Origin of the sequence: Thermoactinomyces intermedius, from assembly GCF_013912365.1 — a bacterium.
Classification (GTDB): Bacteria; Bacillota; Bacilli; order Thermoactinomycetales; family Thermoactinomycetaceae; genus Thermoactinomyces; species Thermoactinomyces intermedius.
In genome coordinates this window covers 18,726-42,088 of the sequence record NZ_JACETT010000026.1, presented here as the reverse complement: position 1 = coordinate 42,088, position 23,363 = coordinate 18,726, and the positions used below count along the sequence as shown (strand labels likewise).

At 50.7% G+C, this 23,363-nt stretch carries 21 protein-coding genes and 1 riboswitch; of the genes, 8 read left to right on the top strand and 13 right to left on the bottom strand.

The window, feature by feature from the left end; genetic code table 11:
- Positions 1-27: 27 nt before the first annotated feature.
- Genes H1R82_RS06860 through H1R82_RS06845 form a run of 4 tightly spaced genes read right to left on the bottom strand, consistent with a single transcriptional unit; the run spans position 28 to position 4,041 of the window.
- Positions 28-1,065: a LacI family DNA-binding transcriptional regulator gene (locus H1R82_RS06860; RefSeq protein WP_049720497.1), complete on the bottom strand. Its 1,038-nt coding sequence runs from the start codon at positions 1,063-1,065 to the stop codon at positions 28-30.
- A 31-nt stretch (positions 1,066-1,096) separates the two neighbouring features.
- The gene (locus H1R82_RS06855; protein WP_049720498.1) at positions 1,097-1,765 is read right to left on the bottom strand and encodes a bifunctional 4-hydroxy-2-oxoglutarate aldolase/2-dehydro-3-deoxy-phosphogluconate aldolase; all 669 of its coding nucleotides are present in this window, start codon (positions 1,763-1,765) and stop codon (positions 1,097-1,099) included.
- Positions 1,766-1,778: 13 nt separating this feature from the next.
- The gene (locus H1R82_RS06850) at positions 1,779-3,074 is read right to left on the bottom strand and encodes an MFS transporter (protein WP_049720499.1); all 1,296 of its coding nucleotides are present in this window, start codon (positions 3,072-3,074) and stop codon (positions 1,779-1,781) included.
- 4 nt (positions 3,075-3,078) lie between these two features.
- Positions 3,079-4,041, bottom strand: a complete 963-nt coding sequence (locus H1R82_RS06845; RefSeq protein ID WP_181731165.1) for a sugar kinase — start codon at positions 4,039-4,041, stop codon at positions 3,079-3,081.
- A 425-nt stretch (positions 4,042-4,466) separates the two neighbouring features.
- On the opposite strand from H1R82_RS06845, the gene H1R82_RS06840 reads away from it, so the two are divergent.
- Together H1R82_RS06840 and H1R82_RS06835 are read left to right on the top strand one after the other, a co-directional pair.
- Positions 4,467-5,402 (top strand): AEC family transporter, encoded by a 936-nt coding sequence (locus H1R82_RS06840; RefSeq protein WP_181731166.1) that lies wholly within the window; start codon positions 4,467-4,469, stop codon positions 5,400-5,402.
- A gap of 15 nt (positions 5,403-5,417) precedes the next feature.
- Positions 5,418-6,716 (top strand): CitMHS family transporter, encoded by a 1,299-nt coding sequence (locus H1R82_RS06835; protein WP_181731167.1) that lies wholly within the window; start codon positions 5,418-5,420, stop codon positions 6,714-6,716.
- 24 nt (positions 6,717-6,740) lie between these two features.
- Here the strand turns inward: H1R82_RS06835 and H1R82_RS06830 are convergent, their stop codons facing one another.
- The gene (locus H1R82_RS06830) at positions 6,741-8,045 is read right to left on the bottom strand and encodes a sigma-54 interaction domain-containing protein (protein ID WP_370527005.1); all 1,305 of its coding nucleotides are present in this window, start codon (positions 8,043-8,045) and stop codon (positions 6,741-6,743) included.
- A gap of 338 nt (positions 8,046-8,383) precedes the next feature.
- Between H1R82_RS06830 and pruA the strand changes: the two genes are divergently transcribed.
- Positions 8,384-9,931, top strand: coding sequence for an L-glutamate gamma-semialdehyde dehydrogenase (gene pruA, locus H1R82_RS06825; protein ID WP_181731168.1), 1,548 nt, complete (start codon positions 8,384-8,386; stop codon positions 9,929-9,931).
- Positions 9,932-9,966: 35 nt separating this feature from the next.
- The gene (locus H1R82_RS06820; protein ID WP_181731169.1) at positions 9,967-10,887 is read left to right on the top strand and encodes a proline dehydrogenase family protein; all 921 of its coding nucleotides are present in this window, start codon (positions 9,967-9,969) and stop codon (positions 10,885-10,887) included.
- Between the two features lie 58 nt (positions 10,888-10,945).
- Here H1R82_RS06820 and H1R82_RS06815 read toward each other — a convergent pair whose 3' ends face one another.
- Positions 10,946-12,553, bottom strand: a complete 1,608-nt coding sequence (locus tag H1R82_RS06815; protein WP_181731170.1) for an amidohydrolase — start codon at positions 12,551-12,553, stop codon at positions 10,946-10,948.
- A 178-nt stretch (positions 12,554-12,731) separates the two neighbouring features.
- On the opposite strand from H1R82_RS06815, the gene H1R82_RS06810 reads away from it, so the two are divergent.
- Complete coding sequence (locus H1R82_RS06810) at positions 12,732-13,961, top strand: DNA polymerase IV (RefSeq protein ID WP_181731171.1); 1,230 nt, start codon at positions 12,732-12,734, stop codon at positions 13,959-13,961.
- Positions 13,958-14,308, top strand: a complete 351-nt coding sequence (locus H1R82_RS06805) for a YolD-like family protein (protein WP_181731172.1) — start codon at positions 13,958-13,960, stop codon at positions 14,306-14,308. Before H1R82_RS06810 ends, H1R82_RS06805 begins: the two co-directional genes overlap by 4 nt.
- Here H1R82_RS06805 and H1R82_RS06800 read toward each other — a convergent pair.
- Positions 14,299-15,240, bottom strand: coding sequence for a nucleoside recognition domain-containing protein (locus H1R82_RS06800; RefSeq protein WP_181731173.1), 942 nt, complete (start codon positions 15,238-15,240; stop codon positions 14,299-14,301). The two genes, H1R82_RS06805 and H1R82_RS06800, sit on opposite strands and share 10 nt — an antisense overlap.
- A 453-nt stretch (positions 15,241-15,693) precedes the next feature.
- Here H1R82_RS06800 and H1R82_RS06795 point away from each other — a divergent pair, with 453 nt between their 5' ends.
- The gene (locus H1R82_RS06795; protein ID WP_181731174.1) at positions 15,694-16,284 is read left to right on the top strand and encodes a helix-turn-helix domain-containing protein; all 591 of its coding nucleotides are present in this window, start codon (positions 15,694-15,696) and stop codon (positions 16,282-16,284) included.
- Between the two features lie 73 nt (positions 16,285-16,357).
- On the opposite strand, the gene H1R82_RS06790 is transcribed toward H1R82_RS06795, so the two are convergent.
- The 3 genes from H1R82_RS06790 to H1R82_RS06780 form a co-directional block, all read right to left on the bottom strand.
- Positions 16,358-17,650, bottom strand: a complete 1,293-nt coding sequence (locus tag H1R82_RS06790) for a homoserine dehydrogenase (RefSeq protein WP_181731175.1) — start codon at positions 17,648-17,650, stop codon at positions 16,358-16,360.
- A 76-nt stretch (positions 17,651-17,726) separates the two neighbouring features.
- A riboswitch (SAM riboswitch) is annotated at positions 17,727-17,841 on the bottom strand.
- Between the two features lie 81 nt (positions 17,842-17,922).
- Positions 17,923-18,930 carry a fumarylacetoacetate hydrolase family protein gene (locus H1R82_RS06785; protein WP_309544801.1) on the bottom strand — a complete coding sequence of 336 codons (1,008 nt, stop codon included), beginning with the start codon at positions 18,928-18,930 and terminating at the stop codon, positions 17,923-17,925.
- A 54-nt stretch (positions 18,931-18,984) separates the two neighbouring features.
- Positions 18,985-20,085: an MGDG synthase family glycosyltransferase gene (locus H1R82_RS06780; RefSeq protein ID WP_258873896.1), complete on the bottom strand. Its 1,101-nt coding sequence runs from the start codon at positions 20,083-20,085 to the stop codon at positions 18,985-18,987.
- 151 nt (positions 20,086-20,236) lie between these two features.
- On the opposite strand from H1R82_RS06780, the gene H1R82_RS06775 reads away from it, so the two are divergent.
- Positions 20,237-20,452 carry a hypothetical protein gene (locus H1R82_RS06775; RefSeq protein ID WP_181731177.1) on the top strand — a complete coding sequence of 72 codons (216 nt, stop codon included), beginning with the start codon at positions 20,237-20,239 and terminating at the stop codon, positions 20,450-20,452.
- 66 nt (positions 20,453-20,518) lie between these two features.
- On the opposite strand, the gene H1R82_RS06770 is transcribed toward H1R82_RS06775, so the two are convergent.
- The 3 genes from H1R82_RS06770 to H1R82_RS06760 form a co-directional block, all read right to left on the bottom strand.
- On the bottom strand, positions 20,519-21,238 hold the full coding sequence (locus H1R82_RS06770; protein WP_181731178.1) for a cell wall hydrolase: 720 nt from the start codon (positions 21,236-21,238) through the stop codon (positions 20,519-20,521).
- A gap of 142 nt (positions 21,239-21,380) precedes the next feature.
- Entirely contained in the window at positions 21,381-21,992 is a 612-nt protein-coding gene (locus H1R82_RS06765; protein ID WP_037995878.1) for a superoxide dismutase, read from the bottom strand.
- Positions 21,993-22,079: 87 nt separating this feature from the next.
- Positions 22,080-23,228 (bottom strand): HAD family hydrolase, encoded by a 1,149-nt coding sequence (locus H1R82_RS06760; protein ID WP_181731179.1) that lies wholly within the window; start codon positions 23,226-23,228, stop codon positions 22,080-22,082.
- Positions 23,229-23,363: the final 135 nt, after the last annotated feature.

Here is a 23,363-nt window from a genome sequence, read left to right as displayed (position 1 = left end):
CGGTCTCCTTTCCCTCTGCATGAACATTCATTTCCTCTCCGGATCAACACGATTGCCGGGAAGTGCCGGGCCGGCAGGCGGATTTGCCTGAACCATCCGGCTCGGAAAAACATATTCCTCCGGCTCCGGCTTCCCGCCATTTATTTGTTCAAACAACAATTCCGCAGCCTTTCTTCCCATCTCAGCTGCCGGTTGCTCGATAAACGTGATGGGGTGGTCCATCAACCGGGCAAACGGAATATTGTCAAAAACGACCAGATCCACCTCTTCCCCGAGCACGAGCCCTTTTTCTTTTATAAATTCCATGACGGCCAGAAACATCCGGTCATTCCCGGCAAACAAAGCAGTCGGCCGCTCTTTGGAAGCAAAAAGGCTTTCCAGCCGGCTTTTCACCTCATCCACCGGGGATTCGACGATATAGTCGGGATCCACGGGCAAACCGGCATCCTCCATGGCTTTTCGGTAACCTTCCAATCTGCCTTTTCTGGTGCTTACCATCAGTGGCTGCACGACAAAAGCAATTCGTTGGTGCCCTTGTCCGATCAACTGTTTGATCGCTTGGCAAGTGGCCGCGGCATTATCGGTCACCACCGAATAAGCATGATCCAACCCGGTCTGGCGATCCACGAAAACCACCGGATAGCCTTCCCGGACCATCTGTTCATACAAATCCCGATTCTTTCCGGTCGGAAAGATAATCATGCCATCCACTTGCTTTGCCCTCAGCATTTCAATATACCGTCGTTCCTGATCCGGCTGGTCATCCGCATTGCAAACAATCGCGTGCAAATCATGATCCCGGCAAAAATCTTCAATTGCACGAATGATTCCGGTGGAAAAATAATGAAGGATATTCGCTACAATAATCGCAATCATTGAAGTGCGCTTTTGTTTTAGACTCCTGGCAATGAAATTGGGTTGATAACCCAGTTTTTCAATGGCTTCTTCGATTCTTTTTTTTGTGTTTTCCCCCATGTATTCAAAGCGCTTGTTTAAAAATTGCGAAACGGTGCTCTTGGAAACACCCGCTTCTTTGGCGACATCCGCCATGGTCACTTTCTTCATTGCTGTTCCCTCTTTCAATCGTTCGATGACTTTATTGTAGCGACTCCTTTTCCTTTTTCCCAGCTTCAATCCGTTCCGACTGCACCGCGGCCATCAGCTTTTCGGCCTGTTTTGTCACTTCCCGCAAATATTCGTCCGTCAATGCCCGTGACGGATCGACGAGGGACGATCCCACCCCGACGGCCACCGCACCGGCCCGGATGTAATCTTTGGCGTTCGTTTGGTCAATGCCGCCGGTCGGCATGAGCGGAATGTGGGGCAAAGGAGCCGAAATGCTTTTTAAATAGCCCGGTCCGGCAATCCCTGCCGGAAACACTTTCACCACATCCGCCCCCTGTTCAAACGCATGTAAAATTTCCGTTGGGGTGAATGCTCCCGGCACACTGATCACCCCGTACCGTTTCGCCATTTGAATGATCTTTTCATTCACCGTCGGCGAAACAATGAATCGGGCTCCCGCCAAGATGGCCAGACGTGCGGTTTCGGCATCGAGAACGGTTCCGGCCCCGACCAGCATTGCATCGCCAAACACCTCGCATGCTTTTTCAAGCACGGACAGCGCTTGCGGGGTTTCCATCGTGATTTCAAGCGCGGTCACGCCTCCGTCCAGCAACGCTTGGCCGATTTTTACCGCCGATTCCACAGAAGCCCCGCGGACAACGGCAACCACCGATCTTTTTTTGATTTCTTCCGCTCCCATGACAACTCCCCCTTTATCCTTCTTCCGACGCATAAACAACATCCGGGCGGCGGCCGGAAAGCTTGTCCTTTCGGGCTGCACGGACCGCCCAAAGTGTGAGGGCCGCGGCCAAAAGCAAAGATCCCGCCATGAAGATATAGGAAGCACCAAATCCTCCCGTCACACCGTTTAAATACCCGACCACATAAGCGCCGACAAACGACCCCAAGGCTCCCATGCTGTTGATCAGTGCCATCGCTCCCCCCGCCACATTTCTGGGGAGAATTTCCGGAATAATTGCAAAGAACGGTCCGTACGGGGCATACATCGCGCCGCCGGCAATCACCAGCAGGATGAAAGAAAGCAAGAAGTGGTCGGTTCCCAAGGCATATGAAAGGTAAAAAGCGACGGCGCCAACCAGTAAAAACGGCCACACAAACGCACTGCGATTTAACATTTTGTCAGAGAAGTATGAAGCCAGAAGCATCATGGCCGTGGCCAGGATGTAAGGGACAGACGACAACCAACCGGTCTCCACCAGCCCCATGTCCGGCGCGGCTTTGATGATTGACGGCAGCCACATTACAAATCCATACACGCCGATACTCCACAAAGCATATTGGATGCTGAGCAAAATCACCGGCTTGGATCGAAACGCCTCCCGGTAATTTTTAACCGGTTTTAAATCCTCCTGTTCCTTTTGTAACCGTTGATTCAATTCCCCTTTTTGTTGTCCGGTCAGCCAACGGGCCTCCCCGGGTTTATCTTCCACAACGCACCACCACACAAAGGCCCATAAAACGGCGGGAATCCCTTCCAAAACAAACATCCAACGCCAGCCGAACGCTTCCAACAGATAGCCGGAAACAATGGACATCCACAGCACCGTGACCGGATTTCCCAAGATCAAAAATGTATTGGCGCGGGAACGCTCTTCTTTGGTGAACCAGTGGCTCAAGAAGACAAGCATCGCCGGCATTACAGCGCTTTCAACCACTCCCAAAGCAAACCGGATGACAAATAATAAAGAAAGATTGCTGACCAGTCCGGTCAAGGAAGCCAACAAGCCCCATAAAATCAACGACCAGAAAATCAACCTTTTGGCACTTTTCTTTTCCGCATAATGCGCGCCGGGAATTTGGAAAAAGAAATACCCCAGAAAGAACAGGGCACCGAGCAAGGAGGAAGTGCCTTCCGTAATGTTCAGATCTTCCGCCAAACCGCCGGCGGCCCCAAATCCATAATTGGCACGGTCCAGATAAGCAAGACTGTAAGTGATAAAAACAACGGGAATCAAACGCATCCATCTTTGATCGGCCCAAGTTTTCATGTGATCACTCCTTGCGGGGCTCCCCATTTTTTTCAAGATAATCATCCAGCTCCGTCTTGGTTGGATAACCGTCATGGTCTCCGGGAGATTGCACCGCCAGAGCCCCCATCGCATTGGCCCGGATCACGGCCTCCCGGATCGCGAGTCCTTCCAGGAGTCCGCTGATCAATCCGGCGGCAAACCCGTCGCCGGCCCCAACGGTATCCACCACTTTACGGACCTTAAAGCCGGAAACCGTCCCTTCTTCCGATGCCGTTTTGTAATAGGCTCCCTCTTCCCCCAGCTTGACGACAACAAGCTTTACTCCTTTTTCCAAGTAAAAATCGGCAATCTCCCCCGGTTTGTCCGAACCGGTCAGAACCGCTCCCTCCCGGATGCCGGGCAGCACCCAGTCGCATTGAAAAGCGGATTGATTGACTTGCCGGATCATCTCATGAACGGACGGCCAAAGGGAAGGTCGCAAATTTGGGTCAAAAGAAACCGTTTTTCCGTTTTCCTTCATAAACGCCAAAGCCTGACGGGCAAAAGACCGGAATGACCCGGACACCGCCAGGGGGATCCCCGTCATGTGCAGGTGGCGCGCTTTGAGAAAATACGCTTTGTCAAAGTCGCCGGGCACCCAACGGCTTGCCGCCGATCCCTTTCGGAAATATTGAACTTCCGGATCCCCTTCTTTCACTTTCGACTTCAACTGGAAACCGGTCGGATGCTTGTCATCCATCCGGACTCTGCTGATGTCAACGCTTTCATTTTTGAGCCGCTTCATGATAAACTTGCCAAACGCATCCTTCCCCACTTTACTCACCCAACCGGTCCGGACATTCAGCCGGGCCAGGCCGATGGCCACATTGGCTTCGGCACCGGCAAGCCCAAGCGTGAACCGGCCGGCTTCATGCAATGGCCCCGGACGATCCGCCATAAACATGGCCATGGCTTCCCCAAATGTCACAACATCCAACTTCTGCATGTCACCACCCCGCCTGTTCGGTTGTTACCCGCCTTTTTCAACAGAAGCCAAAGACAACGCTTTCAAAATCATAGATAAACCGATTTAGTAAAACGGTTTATCTCAGTATAAAACCCATCCCCAAAGAGATCAATACAAAATTTCAAAAATACCACATTTTTTCTTGTGTATTCTGCATTGATCCTGTGTATTGTATGGATTTTTTATCGATTTTATATATTTTTCATTCCATTTTTTATTGTTATAATTAACTAAATTGTTGTTTTTTTATTTTTCGCCGTGTGAAAAGAAACCGGAAAACATCCAGCCCGCCTTCTGTGTCTTCCACAGATCCGGACAGGGTTCTGCTCATTCCCAATGCTGCCCGGAGGGTTCACCGGATGCAATGATCGGAGTCTCAAACGGAAGGAACAGGAGGAGAACAGATGGCCGTTTTGTCCTTGATATTTTTGCAAATCATTCTGCCACTGTTGATTCTGCTGGCCGTTGGTGCGATTTTGCATAAAGTCTTTGCTTTGCATTTAAAATCCTTTTCCAAACTGTTAACGTATTGCCTCTTGCCGGCCAACACCTTCGTCAATATTTATCAAAGCCGCATGCCGCTGGCGATTTTCGGGCAAATTATCTTGTTTTTGCTGTTGTTTTCCACCTTTTCCATCTCCTTTACCGAAATCATCAGCCGGGTCACGAAGATGGACCGGAAAACGGCGGCCACCTACAAGAACAGTGTGGTTTTGATGAATTCGGCCAACTATGGGATTCCGGTCAGCCAGATGGTTTTCCATGCCAATCCGCTGGGGGTTTCCATTCAATTGTTTGTGATGATTTTTCAAAACCTGCTCACCTTCACTTACGGGATTTTTAACTTGGTGAGTGCCAAAAGCGGAGGGCGTTCCGTAATCAAAGAGCTGTTCAAACTTCCCATGTTGTATGCGCTCCTGCTCGGCCTCATCTGTGCCGGTTTTCGGATCGAAATTCCCCCCATCCTGTGGAAGCCGGTCGAGAACATGGCCGACGCGTTTCTGGCGGTCGCTTTGATCACGCTCGGTGCGCAAATCGCCACCATCCGGCCCGGTAAACCCCATCCGGTCTTGTACCTGAGCACGTTCTCCCGGTTGGTGATCGGGCCCGGTGCCGCACTCGGCATCATCTTCCTGCTGGGGTTGGACGGCACGGTCGCACAATCCTTGTTTATCGCCAGTTCCTTCCCCACTTCACGAAACAGCTCTATTTTGGCTTTGGAATACAACAACCATCCCGATCTGGCTGCACAGGCCGTCTTGATCAGCACCCTGTTCAGCACGGTGACGGTCACGCTGGTGGTTTGGCTTGCCGGAATCCTTTTTCCGGTCACCACTTGACAGGAGGGTCAACAGATGCTTGCACTCACGGGTTACCTGATGGTCTTTTTGTTTATGTACCTGATTATGTCGAAAAAGATGCCCACACTGATTGCCCTGATGATCATCCCGGTCCTTTTTGCCGTATTCACCGGACATGCTTCCGAAATGGGACAGATGGCATTGGAGGGAATCAAAGATTTGGCCCCGACCGGGATCATGCTTTTGTTTGCGATTCTTTATTTTGGCATCATGATTGATGCCGGCTTGTTTGACCCCATCGTAACCAGAATCTTAAAGGCGGTGAAAGGAGATCCGGCAAAGATCGTCATGGGAACGGCCGTCCTTGCACTGGTCGTTTCCCTGGACGGGGACGGCACCACCAGTTACATGATCACCGTTTCCGCCTTTCTTCCGCTGTACCGGCGTTTGAACATGAATCCGCTGATTCTGCCGGGGATCACTGTGATGTCGGTCAGTTTGACCAATATGGTGCCATGGGGCGGACCGACTGCCCGTGCAGCCGCCGCATTGGGCGTGGACGCCGGCGATGTGTTCGTCCCTTTGATTCCTTCCATGATCGGTGGGGCCGTTTGGATCCTCTTCACCGCATTTTGGTTGGGACGGCGGGAAAGAAAACGGCTGGGAGTGATTCCCCTGGATGAACAGAGCATCCAAAACCTGCAAAAAGAAGCCTCCCCTGAAGGGGACGCTTCCTTGAAACGCCCGAAACTGCTTTGGGCCAACACCATCTTGACCGCTCTTTTGCTCATCGGCCTGATCAAAGGCATCATGCCGCTGCCGGTGTTGTTTATGCTCGCTTTTTCCCTTGCCGTCATGATCAACTATCCCAATCCCGAACAACAAAAAAAGCGGATCGCATCCCATGCCGGAAACGCCCTTGCCGTCGTCTCCCTGGTTTTTGCCGCCGGCATTTTCACCGGGATCCTCTCAGGCACCAAAATGGTGGACGCCATGGCTTCCAGCCTGATCTCCATCATTCCGGACTCCTGGGGACCGGCCTTTCATCTCATCATCGCGGTAACCAGCATCCCATTCACCTTTTTCATGTCCAATGATGCTTACTATTTCGGCGTGGTTCCCATTTTGGCTGAAGCTGCCGCTTCCTACGGTTATACTGCCGTCGAGATCGCCCGGGCATCGTTGCTGGGACAGCCGGTCCATTTGTTAAGCCCGCTCGTGCCTGCCACTTACCTGCTGGTGGGAATGTCGAAAGTCGACTTCGGGGAATTCCAGCGCTTTACAATCCTTTGGGCCACCGGCACCGCAATGGCTGTGATCATCACGGCTCTGGCCACCAAAGTCATCTTTTGAGCCGGGGACCGGGACGGCCGGCCTCTACAGACGGATCTGGTATTTTTTCAGCTTTTTGTAGAGGGTCACCCGGGATATCCTTAATTTTCTGGCAGCTTGGGATTTGTTGCCGGCCGTCTCTTTTAATGCCTGTTCAATCAACTGTTTCTCCATGTGATCTTTTTCACCGGACAAGCTGCGGCGATTTTCCGCACCGGGCTCTGAAAAAGACGATGCAGCAGCCGGGTGTTGGAAAAAGCTGACCAAATCTTCTTTTTGGATCACCGGTTTTTCGGACAGGATCACGACCCGTTCCATCAGGTTGCGCAGTTCCCGCACATTTCCCGGCCATGGATGCTGAAGCAAAACCGGCATGGCATCCGGCTGGATTTCGGGAACCGGCACTTGATACCGGCTGGCAAATTGCTCCAAAAAATATTGCGCCAACAAGGGAATGTCCTCCACCCGCTCTCTCAAGGGAGGCATGGTCAGCTGAATGACGTTTAACCGGTAATACAAATCGGAACGGAACTTTTTTTCTTCCATCAATTTGATGAGATCCTGATTGGTCGCGGCGATAAACCGGACATCCACTTTTCTCCCTTTGGAATCCCCGATGCGGTAAAGGACTTGTTCTTGCAACACCCTGAGCAGCTTCACCTGCATCTCCGGCGGAAGCTCTCCCACTTCATCCAAAAACAGGGTGCCGCCGTGCGCCATTTCGATTTTTCCGGGTTTTCCTTCTTTCTGTGCCCCGGTGAAGGAACCGCCTTCATACCCGAACAATTCACTTTCAAACAAAGCGTGTGGAATCGCCCCGCAATTCACGGGGATAAACGGCCCCTTTCTCCGCGCGCTGGCTTCGTGGATGGCCCTGGCGCAAATTTCTTTTCCGGTTCCGCTTTCCCCCAGAATCAATGTGGTTGCGTCCGTTTTGGCGCTTTTATTGGCAATGGCAATCGTTTTGCGGAGGGCTTTGCTTTTTCCGATCAATTTGGAAAAGGGAAGGATCTCCTGATCCGTGTGGACGCGTTGCTTCAGTTCCTGCAGCTCCCGGGATGTCATGATCAGGTTTTCATTCAATTTCACCAACTGGGTGATGTCCCGTTCGACCGACACCGCTCCGATCAATTCCCCGTTCCCGTCAAAAATGGGGCTGGTATTGATGACAACATGTTTGTCATGGCGCGGGCGATGATATTTATTTTTCACTTTTTTCTTTGTTTTCAGCACCTTCAAAACCATTAAATCGTCATGAAGGAAAAAATCCGTGATTTTTTTGCCCAGAATCTCCTCTTTTTGAATGTTGTAAGTCTCTTCCGCCGCCTCATTCCAAAAAATCACATTCATCTTTTGATCCACAATCGTAATCGCATCATCTTCCGTCGACAAGACCGCCTGCAAATAAAAGTGATGAGGATCCGTCACTTTCCCCGCCCCTTTCGGCTTAATGTGGATGCATCCGACTGTAAACAGATGTTAACCCTGTTTACAATATTGTTAATAATATTTTACACATTAACAAGATTATCAGCAAATGAAATCGCTTCCAGAAAAAATAAAAACAACATATTTAAACCGGTTTCATTTGGTTGGCACATTCCTTGCATATAAACAGGGCAAAGGATTTTTTACTTGAGGCATTGACTCATTTTTAAAAGCATTGATCTTTCAAAGGAGGTTTTTCCATGGTTGTCCCTTACAAACATGAACCTTTTACCGATTTCAAGGATCCGGCCCATCGCGAGGCGTTTGAAAAAGCTTTGCAAAAGGTCCGCAGCGAACTTGGAAAAGAATATCCGCTGGTCATCAACGGCGAACGGATTTACACCGAAGATAAATTGGTTTCCGTCAACCCCGCCGACAAAGAACAAGTGATCGGAAAGGTTTCAAAAGCAACCAAAAAACACATTGACCAGGCATTTGCAGCAGCAAACGAAGCCTTTAAAACATGGCGGAGAATGTCTCCGGAAGCCCGTGCCAACGTGCTCTTTAAAGCCGCCGCCATCACCCGGCGCAGAAAGCATGAAATTTCCGCATGGCTTGTCTACGATGCCGGAAAGCCCTGGGATCAAGCCGATGCGGATACGGCCGAAGGCATTGACTTTTTGGAATACTACGGAAGACAAATGCTGGAAATCGCCAAAGGGGAAAAAGTGAACAGCCGTCCGATTGAACAAAACACTTTGTTCTATCAGCCGATGGGACCGGGCGTCACGATTCCGCCGTGGAACTTCGCCTTTGCCATTGTATGCGGAACGACCGTTGCTCCCATTGTTGCCGGAAACCCGGTTCTGATGAAACCGTCGGAAAACACCCCCGTCGTCGCTTACAAAGTCGTGGAAATTTTGGAGGAAGCCGGCCTCCCCAAAGGCGTACTCAACTTTGTCCCGGGAGATCCCGCGGAAATCGGGGATTATCTGGTTGACCACAAAGACACGCACTTCATCAACTTTACCGGTTCCCGAGCCACCGGCGTCCGCATCTATGAACGCGCCGCCAAAGTGCAGGAAGGGCAAACCCACCTGAAACGGGTGATTGCAGAAATGGGCGGAAAGGACACGATTATTGTGGATAAAGATGCAGACTTGGAATTGGCTGCCGATGCCATCGTCCAGTCCGCCTTCGGATTCTCCGGACAAAAATGCTCCGCCTGCTCCCGGGTTGTGGTTCATGAAGATGTTTACGACGAAGTGATCGAGAAAACGGTTCAGCGCACCAAAACGTTGACAGTGGGAAATCCGGCGGAAGAAGATGTATACATGGGTGCCGTGATCAATCAAAAACAATTCGACAAAATCAAAAGCTACATTGAAATTGGCAAAACGGAAGGAACCCTCGTCTACGGCGGACAAACGGATGATTCCAAAGGATATTTTGTCTACCCGACGATCTTTAAAGATGTGGATCCCAAAGCCCGCATCATGCAGGAAGAAATTTTCGGCCCGGTGGTTGCGTTCACCAAAGCCCGCGATTTTGATGAAATGCTGGAAATTGCAAACAACACGGAATACGGTTTGACCGGGGCCGTGATTTCGAATAACCGGGAACATCTGGAACGGGCCAGATATGAATTCCATGTCGGAAACCTTTACTTTAACAGAGGATGCACCGCGGCCATTGTCGGTTATCAGCCTTTCGGCGGATTCAAAATGTCCGGTACCGATTCCAAAGCAGGAGGCCCTGACCACCTGAAATTATTCATGGAAGCAAAAACGGTTTCCGAAACGTATTGATTGCGGACCGGAAACAGTGAAAGGGGTTGGGGATTGTGCAGAAGTTGTTGCGAAATTTTTTCATCCGCTTATCCACCAATAAATTTTTAAACCAAAGTGCCCGGAAATGGGGATTTCGCCTGGGGGCCGAACGGTTTGTGGCCGGCACGGACATTGAAAGCGTCACACGCACCATCAAAAAGATGAATCAACAAGGCATCAGCTGTACGGTGGATAACTTGGGGGAATTTGTTTTTCACAAAGAAGAATCCATCCAAGCCAAAAACCAAATCATCGCGATGCTCAATAAAATCAACGAAGAAAATCTGGATTGCCATGTCTCGGTCAAATTAACCCAGTTGGGGCTGGATATCGATCAGGACTTTTGCATTGAAAACATGAAAGAGATCTTGGACGTTGCCGCCCGATACGACATTTTCATCAACATTGACATGGAAGACTACATTCATTTCCAACCGACCATCGACGTCTTAAAAACGTTGCTGAAAGACTACAACAATGTGGGAACCGTGATCCAAAGCTATCTGCGGTGCGCGGAAGAAGTGACGGATGAACTCCGGGATGTCCGCCTCCGGATCGTCAAAGGAGCGTATAAAGAAAGTCCGGATGTCGCCTTTCAATCCAAAGAGGAGATTGACCGGAACTTTTTGAAACTGGCCAAAAAAAGACTGGCCGGACCGGCTTTCACTTCCATTGCCACGCATGATCACCGGATCATCGGCGAACTGAAGAAATTTGTTGCCGAAAACGGGATTCCGACGGACCGGTTTGAGTTTCAAATGCTCTATGGATTCCGGCAAGAGATGCAATATGATTTGGCCAAAGAGGGATACCGGATGACCACTTACATGCCTTTCGGCCATGACTGGTTCGGCTATTACATGCGCCGGTTGGCCGAACGTCCGCAAAACCTGAATCTGATTTTCAAAGACGTTTTCAACCGGAAATCCTCCTGAGCCGAAAAGGCGGTGTCACCAGTGGATTGGTGACACCGCCTTCTTCTTTGCCATCCGTTCAGGTTTGCCGGAATGCCACTTGCCCGTTGACAATGGTCATTCGCGTCTTCGTCTTTCCCCACTCCCCGGGGTCTGTGGCAAACAAATCCCGGTCATAAACCGTCATGTCTGCATAATAACCCACCTGCAGGCGTCCCCGCTCTTTTTCCTCCCCGGCTGCATAAGCACTGCCTTGGGAAAACAAGGCCAAAGCTTCGCTCAAACTCAACTTTTCCCGGGGAAAATAGCCCGGATGATCTTCTTCCGGCGGACGCCGGGTAACCGCCGCGTGAAGTCCCCACACGGGATGAAGCGGCTCGATCGGCGCATCGCTTCCACCGGCCAAGTGAACACCGGATTGAAGCAATGTTTTCCAAGCATAAGCATACGCCATCAAATCTTCTTCAACGCGTTCCAGCACCCAAGGAAAATCGCTGGCCACAAACCGGGGTTGGATATCCACAGCCATCGGCATGGCTTTCAGTTTCGAAATGAGATCCGGCCGCAAAAACTGTCCGTGAATGAGACGATGGCGAAGTGTGCGGCCTGTTTTGCCGTGAACCACCGGGCAGGACTGCATGGCCTGCAACACATATTCGGCGGCTTGATCGCCAATGGCGTGGACCGCCACCGGCATCCGTTGTTCCGCTGCCACCTGCGTCAACCGGATCAATTCTTCCGGCTCGTGAATCAAAAGTCCGTAATGATCCGGTTCATCCCGGTACGGCCTGGAAAGAAACGCCGTCTTTCCGCCCAGCGATCCGTCCGCAAAAATTTTCATCGCGCCGATCCGGAACCACTCGTCCCCATCCCCGGCATTCCACGGACTTTCTTTGAGCTCTTCCAAATAAGGATGATAAATCAATTGATGAGTCCGCAACCATACGCCTTCTTCCCTGAGCTCCCGGCAGATCCGGATCAACTCGTACAAGCTTTCGACATAACGCAGGTCTTCGGTATGGACGGCAGTCAACCCGCAAGCCAACGCCTCTTGCATCGCCAGGCGGATGGTCTCTTTTTTTTCCGTGTAATCCGGTTTCGGTTGGACATCATAAAAAAACCGGGTGGCATTTTCATAAACCCGGCCGTTGAACCGCCCCTTTTCATCCCTTCCCCATTTTCCCTGCTCCGGATCTGTTTCCCCTTCCCGGATGCCGGCTGTTTGGTAAGCCAGGCGGTTGACCAGACCGGCATGATGGCAGATGCGGATCAGAAAAAGGGGATGGTCCCCGCTTGCCTCATCCAGCTCTTCCAAAGTCGGGATTTCGCCCTGCATTTGGTTTTCATCCCATCCCATTCCCAAAATCCATTGCTGCGGTTTTAACGACCGGGCCCGGGCGCGGATGGCTTGCAACAATTCTTCTTTGGAACGGCAGGAACTCACATCCATCCACCGCCTTTTTTGCCCGACCCCCGACAAATGCACATGGCTGTCGGCCAGCCCCGGATATATGTAGCCGCCTTCCAGATCCACTTTCCTCACATCCGGACGCCCGTACTCCAGAAGAATGGAATCATTCCCGCCAATGGCCGCAATCCGCCCGTCCCGCACCACCACGGCTTCCATGGAAGAAGCGCCGGTGGCCGGACGAATGTGTCCATGGTGAAAAATCACCGTCCCCTTCATCATTCTTCTCCCCCGTTTCCTGTATGATACATGTTTACTCCTATCATAGCGTCTGAATATTCAGTCGTAAAGCACAGGGACACGCACTGGAAATATTTTGAGGTATAAAAAGAATGCATGTTCGCATATAATGAGAACAAAGCCGATCGTTTGTTCGTGCCTTAAGGGAGGAAAAAGCATGGAAAAAGTGATCTTTCTCGTTGACATGCAATCCTTTTATGCAAATATCGAAAAATCACTTCATCCTGAATGGCGCGACCGCCCGGTGGTTGTCTCCGGCGATCCCAAGCGGCGCCACGGCGTGATTTTGGCCGCTTGTCCCCTTGCCAAAAAATATGGCATTCAAAATGCCGACACGTTGCAAGAAGCGCAAAAACGATGCCCGGATCTGGTGGTCGCCCGTCCCCGCATGAGCTTGTATCTGGAATTTTCCCTGCGCATCACGGAAATTCTGGAACGTTTCAGCGATTTGGTCGAACCTTACTCCGTGGATGAACAGTTTATCTCGATCCACGGAAGTGAAAAGCTGTTCGGGCCTCCCGAAACCATTGCCCGCAAGATCCAAAAGACCATCCGGGATGAACTTCACCTGTATGCCCGGATCGGGATCGGGCCGAACAAGGTGCTCAGCAAAATGGCTTGTGACAATTTTGCCAAGAAAAACAAGGAAGGCATTTATTGGCTGGACCGAAAAAAATTGAAAACCGATTTATGGCCCCTGCCGGTGCAAAACATGTTCGGGGTGGGCAAACGGATGGGGCATCATTTGAACAAGATGGGGATCCGCACCATCGGAGATCTCGCCCGCTTTCCGCTGAAACGCCTGCAAAAACGGTGGGGGATCCCCGGGCAAGTCTTGTGGATGACCGCCAACGGACATGATTTGTCCCCGGTTTCTCCCGACACCTTCGAACACCAAAAAGCAATCGGCCATCAGATGACCTTGCCCCGCGATTACCGGACTGCCGAAGAAATCCGGGTCGTCCTGTTGGAACTGTGTGAAGAGGTCTGCCGCCGGACCCGGCGTCACCATCTTCTCGGACAAACGGTCAGCGTCGGATGCCGGGGGGGCGATTTTCAAAATCCGTCAGGATTTCACCGCCAATGCAAGCTCCCGGAAGCAACCAATCAAACCATGGAAGTTTTTCAATCGGCCTGGCAACTGTTTTTGCGTTTTTGGGAAGGGCAGCCGATCCGTTCGCTGGGGGTCAGCTTAAGCCGGTTCCAAACCGATCAAGCCCTGCAACTCAGCCTCTTCGAAGACCGGAACAAAAAAACGGAGCTCGGCTATGTGATGGACGAAATCAAGGAACGCTTCGGCCCGACAGCCATCTTGCGCGCCATCTCCCTGACGCATGCCGGACAAGCGCTCAGCCGGGCACAAAAGATTGGAGGGCATGACCGATGAGCTCTGTATTAAACCGCAAAAATCTCCTGTGGGAAGGAAGTCGCATGTTCCTGCCTGAGCATCGCGAAGCCTTGTTTGCCCGGCGAAAAAGGCAAGAAGAATGGAGCCCGCCTGAACTGGCGGAAGACGCGCTCGAAGAAATCAACCAGATTCTTCTGGAGGCATTGCACGGCGATTTCCCCGTCCTGGTCCGCTATGTGAAAAACCGGCACCCCTGTCAACTGTGCGGATTTGTCGAAAAACTGAATCCGCAGGAGCGCCGGATGAAAATAGCCAATGGCCGCTATGAGGAGATCATCCCTTTTTCCGCCATTTACAGCGTCCAAAAAGTATCCGGTCACCCGTGATGGCTCGTTGCATAGCGGGCAGCGGGCCGCCGCCAAAATCTGGCCACCGCCAACGTCAGCAGGACCGCGGCGCCAAAGCGGACCAACAGCAAATATTGGACCGGGATTCCCAAAGGAATAAAAATGACGGTATCTTCAATCACGGCATGACAAGCGGCCAGGAAAATGATGATGAGCGTAATGTCCCGTTTTGACAAATTGTGTTCCTGGGCTTGCTGGATAATCAATCCGGCCCCGAGAAACAAGCCGGCCAGCAAACCGCTTACCATGGTGACGGACCCTTCTTTGGCAATGCCGAACGGCTTTAAGAAAGGAGAAATCCAAACCGCAATCTTGTCCAACACTTTTAAATCTTTCAGTGCCTGCAAAAACAACGTCAACGGAATCAAAATGGCGGCAAATTGAAGAACCCCCGTCGTGGCGGTCCAAAACGCCGATCCGATGATTTCATCCCATCCGGAATAAACCGTTTCCCCGCCGGAAACCAAATTCACGGAAGCTTTGCTGTTTCCGCCCGGCCAGAACAGATGGATCAAAATCCCCGATAAAGCGGCAAGCCCCCCGCGCACCGCCAGAGGCACCCAAACCGCCACCCCCACTTTCCGGCACAGGGCCGATTCAATGAACATATTGTGGGAAAAACTCAACATCACCGCCAATATAAACACTTGTTTCACCGTCAGATCCAACGCTCCGATCGCTCCCAGAGCGGCATACAGATTCAGCACATTTCCAAGCACCAACGGAATGGCCGCTTCCCCGTTCAATCCGAACAAGGACATAAACGGAGCAAGGAGGTTGGCAAACCATGTCAAAAGAAAAGTATGTTTGGCGATATGCACAAAAAAAGCAATCGGAAAAACCACTTTCGCCAGCTCCAAAGAGGTTTTCCAACCGGACTGAAGTCCCTGTTTCCAATGAATCTTCTGCACAAACGTCCCCTTCTTTCTCTTTTTGCTCTTCCGCTAAACAAATCTGTCTCCTGTGTAAACGGAGGATCTCCGCCATTTAAAAAATCCCCTTTTTCTCCTGGCCCGCTTCTTTTCATCCTCCGTCTGGTGCCGGTGAAACAACGCCCCCAAACCTTCCGCTGTCCGGGAATCCAACCGATCAACTTCGACGCATAATAAAAACACGCTCTGATAATCTACTTTTCTATCACATCATAAAATAATTCTCTCGGAACCTTCAATAAAGGCAACCGGGAATGAAACAAAATGACGGAGCCCGAAACTCCACGGAGCGTGGATGACGTTTCAGCAGTCCGGAGAGATATAATAAAACCCGGGGTGAAGCGAATGGATCAAGCAAGAAAAAAGCACTCCGCAGGAATTTTGGAACCATCCAAAAACCGGGCGATGCATATAAAAAATGGAGGCAAGAATATGGATGCTGAAAAAATCGGCAAGTTGATTGCCAGACTGCGCAAAGAAAAAAACCTGACCCAAAAAAATATTGCCGATGCGTTGGGGGTGCAAAGCAAAACCGTTTCGAAATGGGAATGCGGGGCCGGATGCCCGGATTTGTCCCTGTGGCCGAAACTGTCCGCCGTTTTGGGTGCGGATATCGCACAAATGATGGAAGGGGAAATCGTTCGCAACCGGCCGGATGCCGGAAATATGGACAAAGTACGCTTTTATGTTTGTCCGAGCTGCAGAAATATGTTGGCCGGCACCGGAAATGCCTCTGTCTTCTGCTGCGGCAGAAAGCTGGAGAAGCTCCAACCGGCAAAAACCCTTCACGAAACGGAAATCAAGATGGAAGAAACGGACACGGATTACTTCTTTACCCTGGACCACCCGATGACCAAAGAACATTATCTTTCTTTTGCCGCCTTGGTCAAAAGCGACAAAGTTTACCTGAACCGGTTATACCCCGAGCAAGATCCTTCTTTCCGGTTCCCTGCCGTCAAAGGCGCAAAATTGTATGTCCATTGCATCCAGCATGGTTTGATGATGTATTCCGGCAAATGGTAACCCCTCCCCGAACCCTTCGGCAATCAAACAGCCGCCGCTCAAGGAGTCCTGCTCCTTGCCCGGCGGCCTTTTTTCACATCGTCCGGGCAAGCGGAAGGGATCGTTTGCTGCCCGTTGCTTCACCGCTTAACACCGGACGGATCCGAATGCCGTCCACTTTCCCGTCCCACGTGGAAACCAGGGCATCTGTTTTCTCTTGTGTCCATCCCCGGAGAATCAACCCGATAAACGTGTGTTCTTCCGCCGGGAGCAAAGCCAGGGACGAAGCTTCTTTGCAGAAAGACGGCGAAAGCATGGATTCTGTTACCTGTCCGCGCACTTTGAGCAACAAAAAACGGGTGGGGAACAAATCATCCCCGGAGAGCATCCAAGGCTCTTTCACCGGAAGGGGATTTTGTTCCGCAAAGCCGTTTGTGTTCAGCAAGTCTTCCACCACTGCGCTGGCTGTCGGTTTCTGTCCCGCACCTTGTCCGACCAGCGTCAAATCCTGAACATAATCGCCTTCGACCGTCATGGCGTTATAAACATCCCGGACTGAGGCCAACGGGTGTTCCTTGGGAACCAGCGTCGGTAAAACCGAACCGGAAACCGGGCCGTTTTCGCCGAATTTTTCGGCCTGTGCCAGCAATTTGACCGAATACCCCAATTTCCCTGCCAATTGAAGCTCTCCCGAAAGTATATCGGTGATTCCCTGATAAAAAATGTCTGAAACGGATACCCGGGCCTGAAAAGCAAGCCGCATCAAAATCGTCAATTTATAGACCGCATCCAATCCTTCCACATCGGAGGAAGGATCGCTTTCCGCATACCCTTTCTCCTGGGCTTTTTTTAAAACCTCCGCAAACGAATGACCTTTCTCTTGCATTTGGGTCAGGATATAATTGGTCGTCCCGTTTAAAATGCCCTGGATCCGGTCGATGCGGTTGGCCTTCAGAAAATGGCGTAGGGTGCTGATGACCGGAATACCTCCCCCGACACTGGCTTCATACCGCAATTGAACTTGGCATTGTTTAGCCAGTTGTTCCAATTCCATGCCGTGTTTGGCGATCAGCTCTTTGTTGGCGGTCACCACATGGCATCCTTTTTTCATCGCCTGTTTGATGTATGAATAAGCCGGTTCCACTCCCCCCATCACTTCCACCAACACATCGGTCTCTTCGGTCAGAACTTGGGAAAAATCCGTTGTGATCCGTGCATCCGTGATTTCCAGATCCCGCTTTTTCCCGGGATCTTTCACCAAAATCGCATGAACTTGATACCACTTCCCGGTTTTGCGGGCAATCACATCCTGGTTTTCCTTGAGCATTTTCCATACTCCGCTTCCCACTGTTCCCAAACCAAGCAAAGCAACATTCACTTTTTCCATTGTTCCACCTCTGCCTCCCAAAATAAAAACCCCCTTCCATAAAGATAAGAAGAGGGTTGTCATCCGAAAAACGTTCTTCTTATCTTTCAGCGGTTGAAACCGCTGCAGGAATTGGCACCTTCCGGTGATTGGCTGATCACCGAGGTTGCCGGGCTTCATCGGGCCAGTCCCTCCGCCACTCTGGATAAGAATGAATATCCACTTTGTATTCAGTTCCAAAATATTTCTGTATATTATGAAGTTCAACTCCTTCTTTGTCAAGGGCCACTCCTTCAGATAATCATGTTTTTCAAGATGCCGAGCCGCTCGACTTCCAGTTCCACCACGTCCCCCGGTTCCAAATAGCGGTGCACATCGGTGCCCAATTCCAGAATGCAGCCGGTTCCGACCGTCCCGGAACCGATCACGTCGCCCGGGAAAAGCTCACAATCCCGCGAAGCCCGCTCAATCATCCGGGCAAAACTCCAGTAAAGCGATTTTACATTTCCCGATGAAACCTCTTTGCCGTTGATTCTGGCCCGCATCTTTAAATCCCAGTGTTCACCGGACCGACGGTCTTCCAATTCTTCCGGCGTCACCAGATAAGGACCCATCGAGGTGGCAAAATCTTTCCCTTTAGCCGGCCCCAACCCGACCGCCATTTCTTTTCGTTGCTCATCCCTTGCACTCCAGTCATTTAAAATCGTAAAGCCGGCAATATATTCCAACGCCCGTTCGTGCGGAATGTTTTTTCCTTTCTTTTTGATGATACAGGCCACTTCCAGTTCAAAGTCAAGCTCGTTGGTGTATTCCGGCTTCTTGACCCGTGACTCGTGCCCGACAATTGACCGATGATTCGAAAAATAAAAAACAGGAATTTCATACCACTCCGGCGCCATGGGAAGCCCCCGCTTTTGACGGCAGGTCTTGACATGCTGCTCAAACGCATAAAAATCGCGAAAACTGTTCGGCACAGGAACAGGAGCAAACAGCTTGGCTTCCTCCAGGCGGATCGCAACGGGCTCCCCTTCGATCTGCAACGTTCCGATGTCCTCCTGCGCAAGCTGCCTTTCCATCTCTCTGAGGGCGTTGAATTCCGCATCCCCTCTGGCCAGACATTGCCCCATCTCCGTTGCGATTTCATGGGAAAAAACCAAACGTTTTTCAATTTCCAGCCATCTTTGGGCAAGTCCCACATCGATGATCCATGCCCCTGACACCAGTCCCAGGCGGGCACCGGCAATCTCTTCCGTCTGGATGTTCAATTCATCGGCTTTGACGCAATACGTGACCAGTTTCAAAAGCAGATCCCCCTTTATATAAAAGAAACAGACTTTGTAGCTGCTCCATGTTAGCTATAAAGTCTGCATCATCTTTGTCTGGATTCGAAGCGTCTCGTGAACAATCCGCTCTCCCGCATTCGGCGACATCAGCCCGGTAAACCGTTCGACCATGCGATCTCTTTTATAATCCGGCGAAAAAAACTTTTCCAATTGCAACCGGATCGTCTGCGGTCTCGTGATCATGGCCACACGATGGTGCAACAAATATTGTTGATTGGCTTTTTCCTGTCCCGGTAAAGCTTCAAACAAAAACATCGGCAATTTTTTGGCAATGGCCTCGCTGATGGTCAATCCGCCGGGTTTGGTGACCAACAAGTCGGCAGCCGCCATCCTCAGCGGGATGTCGCAACGAAAGGGTTCAATCCGGATGTGTGGTTGATTCACTTTCTTTTGAAGCCGGTGATACAACTGGTCGTTTTTCCCGGTCAACACAACAAATTGCATGGAACGGAGATGCCGGATTTCATCCACCAACTGCTCCAGCGGTCCAAGACCGGTGCCTCCGCCCATGATCAACACCACCGGTTCGTCGCTTTTTAAATTCAATTGTCGGCGCGCTTCTTCCTTCGGTATTTCTTCATAAAAAGCTTCATTGACCGGTATGCCTGTTTCATGGATTTCAAGCCCTGTTGTCCACTGAATTTGTTCCAACTGGCATTGATTCAGCAAACGCTTGGGCACAAAAAGCGCATGCGGCAACCGCATCAGCCAGATGGGATGCAATTCATAATCGGTAATCACTCCGACGGCCGGGACTTCCTCCCATTGGGTCGGACACAAAAGCAACGCAAAAGGATGGGTGGAAACTATTCGTGTCGGCTGCACTTGTTCAAAGAGTTGCGCCATTTTCTTCCGAATGGACCAGCCCATCTTTTCAATGAGTTCGCTTGAGACATAACGAAACATTTTATTGTGATGAGTCCAGTCATATAAATAATGATAAAGGGTTGGAAACTTGTTCAACATTCCGTGATATCCAGATTGCAACAGGGGATGGAAGGTGCCAGGGATCAAATCCAGTAAATCAACCACCTCCGCTGTTACTGCAGGCATTTTTTCAAATTGACACTTCAGTGCCTTGGCGGCAGCATTATGTCCGGTACCGAAGCCCATGGTCAGCAGTAATATGCGTTCGATGGCGCTTCCCTCCTTTGCAAACCCGTTACCCCTATATACTGTTCCCAAAACTGCCCGGATTTAAATCCGTAATCTCGCAATGAAACCAAACACGCAAAGTGCAGCAACCACTCGGAAAACTCTTTGGATGCCGTGCTGCGGGCCGTTTCCCCCGTTTCCTTTCGCCTTCGGCACGATCCGTCCGGCACCTCCGGCTCTTCCCATTGAACAAAAACGGCTTGGCTACTTCCATCTTTACGTCATCCGGATGGCGAATATGCTTTCCCGCCCGATGAAGGTTGTCCCGTTGAACCAGTCTTCATCCTCCCGCTTCTCCCTCACTTCAGGGAAGCGGAAAAAATGACACAGGGCCGCTGTATCTCTATATTCTACACTTTTTTGAAACAGGGAGCAAAAACACGGACGCTATTTAAAAGAAGACGTGTTCACCAATGCGCATTTTCTTGCTGTTCGACGCTTTTTTCTCCATCCATTCGGAGGTGGCGATTTCCGGATTGTAATAATAAACGGCTCCTTGTGTCGGATCCCCCCCTTGGATCGCCATTTCCACCGCTCTTACCGCCTTGGCGTCCGGCTCCAGTTGAATTTGTCCGTCACTGACCGCCGTAAAAGCATTTTTCTGATAAATCACTCCACGGATGCTGTCCGGGAAAGCCGCATGTTCCGTCCGGTTTAAAATCACCGCGGCCACGGCCACCTGCCCCTTGAACGATTCTCCGCGGGCTTCTCCGTAAACCGCTTTGGCCAACAGCCTTTTTTCCGCAGGCGTGACATCAAATCTTTTTTTCCCCGGCCCATCGCCGGCCATTTTTCCTTTTATTTCATTTTTACCGGGTTGCGCGGTGTTGCCCGTTTCTTTCTTTTGCATGGATTTCCCGGCCAAGCGAACCGGACGGGTTTTCCGTTTATCTTGTTTCACATGGGAAACCGCCAAGCCCTCGCTCAATGCTTCTTCATTTCTCTCTTCCCATAAGCGGGTATATGCACTGTCATCCACTGCCGCGGATGCTTTTTTCAATATTTTCCGGTCTGTCATTTTTGCATGCCCTTGATGGGCGGATTTATACAAAACCACCACAGCCATGGCAAGAATCGCAATGGCCGCCGTCAGATTTTTCACTGTCTTCATTCAATCCCCTCCCTTTTTGACCGGGCAGAGCTACACAACCGCTATTGTAGGAGAAGGGATATTTCGACTCAATAGTGATTTATTGGGAATCAAAAGACGCAAAAAAAGACACAGCATTCTTGCTGTGCCTTTTTTACCGGGATTAACCGCGGGCGGCGAGGTAACGTTTGTTTACTTCTTCCCAGTTCACAACGTTCCAGAATGCTTCAATGTATTCCGGACGTTTGTTTTGGTATTTGAGATAGTAAGCGTGCTCCCAAACATCCAATCCCAAGATCGGGGTTGCCCCTTCCATCAACGGGCTGTCTTGGTTCGGCGTGCTGGTGACGGCCAGCTTTCCGTCTTTCACAACCAGCCATGCCCAGCCGCTTCCAAAGCGTCCTTTGGCTGCATTGGAGAACTCTTCTTTAAAGGCATCGAAGCTTCCGAATTCAGCATTGATCGCTTCTGCCACTTCACCCGTCGGAGCGCCTCCTCCGTTCGGGCTCAAAATTTGCCAGAACAAGCTGTGGTTTGCATGTCCGCCTCCGTTGTTGCGGACAGCCGTGCGGATGCTTTCCGGCAAAGCATTCAGGTCCGAGATCAATTCTTCCACGCTTTTGGCGCCAACATCATGCCCTTCCAGCGCGGCATTCAAGTTGTTGACATAAGTCGCATGATGGCGGTCATGGTGAATTTCCATGGTGGTTGCATCAATATGCGGTTCCAAAGCATCTTTTGCATATGGCAGTGGCGGCAATTCATATTTGGCCATAGTTTTTACCTCCTATGTAATGAAAATCAATGGCTTTTTGGGACATTGGAAACAAAACCAACATCTATATTTATTATGCTTGAAAATTTAGTGTTTAGTCAACCGATACGTTGTAAGGAGAGGAAGGAAATGCGTAATGTCTTCCAAAATATAATCCGCCCCCAGCTCTTCAAACTTCGCCCGGGCTGCTTTCCCGGTCAGGCCGGTCAAAGTTGCGGCAAAATCACAGCCCATTTTCCGGGCCGCAATCAAATCGGCCACCGAATCGCCCACAATCAAAATCTCTTTACCATTGTCAAACGGCAACGGATGATCCAGACAATCACGGATGTCTGCCTCCCTTCCCAAGTAAGCCCGGACATAGGTAAACGGCTCGGGTTTTCCGAGCGGGGCGCGGTTTGGATAGGCTTTTTCCGCTTCCATCACATCACTGGCCGTGGCAATATGGTTCTCATCCAGCAAGGAAAACCAGCCGAACGAGCGAAAAGGAACTTCCGTTTCCAAAAATGAGCGCCCGGTTCCGATCCCGGCTTGGATCCCCTTTTCTTTTAACATTGTCAGCAATTGCCTGATCTTTTCCGGTTCGGCCAAGGGAATTTCATTTTCAAGGAATCCCTTTTTCCCTTTTTGTCTTACCGGTTTGCCCTCGGTTTCCTCAAATCGTTGCTCACCCAAATACCATTCCTGATAAACCGAGTAAGCCAATTTCCACAAGGACGAATTCCGGGAAAACACATCCACCGCGATACCAAACCATTCATATGCCAGTTCATTGAAATAAACCAACAATTGATGCTTGTCCAGGTTTTCTTTCCGGTCAAACAGGGAGATAAAGCCGGAAAACCGCGGTTGAAAGCCGTTTGCCTCGTTTTGGACCGCTTGGAGCGCCTCCGCCGTCACCGGTTCACTCAATAATTGTTTTACCCTCTCCGGTTTTGCTTCATACACTGCCTTCAAAAAGAGCATCAGCTGCCCCGAAAAGACAAGATACACCATATCCCAGTTGGAATTGAGCCCTTTTTGTTTCATCCAGTCCAAAACCTGATCGTTCACAAAAACCTCTTTCCGGATCCGGCGGATTTGCTCTTCGGAAGGCCGGACCACATGTTTTTGGTCATCCAGCCCCAGATATCGCGGCGAATGGAGCAATTCCCACACGGACAGCGCCGATGCGTCAAAACATCTTTCCTCGCTTAAAAACACACCATCCACATCAAATAAAACCGCTTTATACAATCGGAACACCCCTTTTGAGAAAAACATCACATGCTGCCTTTCGCTTCATTGTAATAAAGCACTCCTTGTCCCGCAAGAAAAGAATCGGCTTCTTTTTGTGTCTTTGAATGAAATCCCTGCCGCAACCCCTTGAAA

What these genes read in the sequence shown, in the direction of transcription:
- H1R82_RS06765 (WP_037995878.1), bottom strand. Translation starts at nt 21,992, where the DNA reads ATGGCCAAATATGAATTGCCGCCACTGCCATATGCAAAAGATGCTTTG.
- H1R82_RS06815 (WP_181731170.1), bottom strand. Translation starts at nt 12,553, where the DNA reads ATGAAGGGGACGGTGATTTTTCACCATGGACACATTCGTCCGGCCACC.
- H1R82_RS06770 (WP_181731178.1), bottom strand. Translation starts at nt 21,238, where the DNA reads ATGAAGACAGTGAAAAATCTGACGGCGGCCATTGCGATTCTTGCCATG.
- H1R82_RS06780 (WP_258873896.1), bottom strand. Translation starts at nt 20,085, where the DNA reads ATGGGCTTCGGTACCGGACATAATGCTGCCGCCAAGGCACTGAAGTGT.
- H1R82_RS06775 (WP_181731177.1), top strand. Translation starts at nt 20,237, where the DNA reads ATGCCGTGCTGCGGGCCGTTTCCCCCGTTTCCTTTCGCCTTCGGCACG.
- H1R82_RS06830 (WP_370527005.1), bottom strand. Translation starts at nt 8,045, where the DNA reads ATGAATGTGATTTTTTGGAATGAGGCGGCGGAAGAGACTTACAACATT.
- H1R82_RS06840 (WP_181731166.1), top strand. Translation starts at nt 4,467, where the DNA reads ATGGCCGTTTTGTCCTTGATATTTTTGCAAATCATTCTGCCACTGTTG.
- H1R82_RS06850 (WP_049720499.1), bottom strand. Translation starts at nt 3,074, where the DNA reads ATGAAAACTTGGGCCGATCAAAGATGGATGCGTTTGATTCCCGTTGTT.
- H1R82_RS06845 (WP_181731165.1), bottom strand. Translation starts at nt 4,041, where the DNA reads ATGCAGAAGTTGGATGTTGTGACATTTGGGGAAGCCATGGCCATGTTT.
- H1R82_RS06835 (WP_181731167.1), top strand. Translation starts at nt 5,418, where the DNA reads ATGCTTGCACTCACGGGTTACCTGATGGTCTTTTTGTTTATGTACCTG.
- H1R82_RS06855 (WP_049720498.1), bottom strand. Translation starts at nt 1,765, where the DNA reads ATGGGAGCGGAAGAAATCAAAAAAAGATCGGTGGTTGCCGTTGTCCGC.
- H1R82_RS06810 (WP_181731171.1), top strand. Translation starts at nt 12,732, where the DNA reads ATGGAAAAAGTGATCTTTCTCGTTGACATGCAATCCTTTTATGCAAAT.
- pruA (WP_181731168.1), top strand. Translation starts at nt 8,384, where the DNA reads ATGGTTGTCCCTTACAAACATGAACCTTTTACCGATTTCAAGGATCCG.
- H1R82_RS06795 (WP_181731174.1), top strand. Translation starts at nt 15,694, where the DNA reads ATGGATGCTGAAAAAATCGGCAAGTTGATTGCCAGACTGCGCAAAGAA.
- H1R82_RS06805 (WP_181731172.1), top strand. Translation starts at nt 13,958, where the DNA reads ATGAGCTCTGTATTAAACCGCAAAAATCTCCTGTGGGAAGGAAGTCGC.
- H1R82_RS06790 (WP_181731175.1), bottom strand. Translation starts at nt 17,650, where the DNA reads ATGGAAAAAGTGAATGTTGCTTTGCTTGGTTTGGGAACAGTGGGAAGC.
- H1R82_RS06860 (WP_049720497.1), bottom strand. Translation starts at nt 1,065, where the DNA reads ATGAAGAAAGTGACCATGGCGGATGTCGCCAAAGAAGCGGGTGTTTCC.